The 276-nt window shown below is 64.9% G+C and carries 1 protein-coding gene; it reads right to left on the bottom strand.

Translation table 11 applies throughout. The features are described 5' to 3' along the window. Positions 1–276 (bottom strand): NAD(P)H:quinone oxidoreductase (gene wrbA, locus ACZ3GY_RS23905; RefSeq protein WP_465912210.1); only part of this gene is annotated, 276 nt, incomplete at both ends.

The raw sequence follows: 276 nt of genomic DNA, 5'->3' as shown, positions 1-276 counted from the left end.
ACCATGCCGTGGTGCAGAAGCACCGTGTGGGTCGACAGGATCGTGCTCTCCTGGCCGCCGTGCTGCGTGGCCGTCGACGTGAAAACGGCTCCGACCTTGCCGATCAGCTTGCCCTGCGCCCACAGCCCACCGGTCTGGTCGAGGAAGTTCTTCATCTGCGCCGGCATGTTGCCGAAGCGCGTCGGCACACCGAGAATGATGGCATCGTACTCGGGAAGCTCAGCCACCGTTGCCACCGGCGCTTTCTGGTCGAGCTTGAAGCCCGATCTCCGGGCG

It is taken from the genome of Pseudomonas sp. PME37.24/006 (genome assembly GCF_055556635.1).
This window is presented reverse-complemented; position numbering and strand designations above follow the sequence as displayed.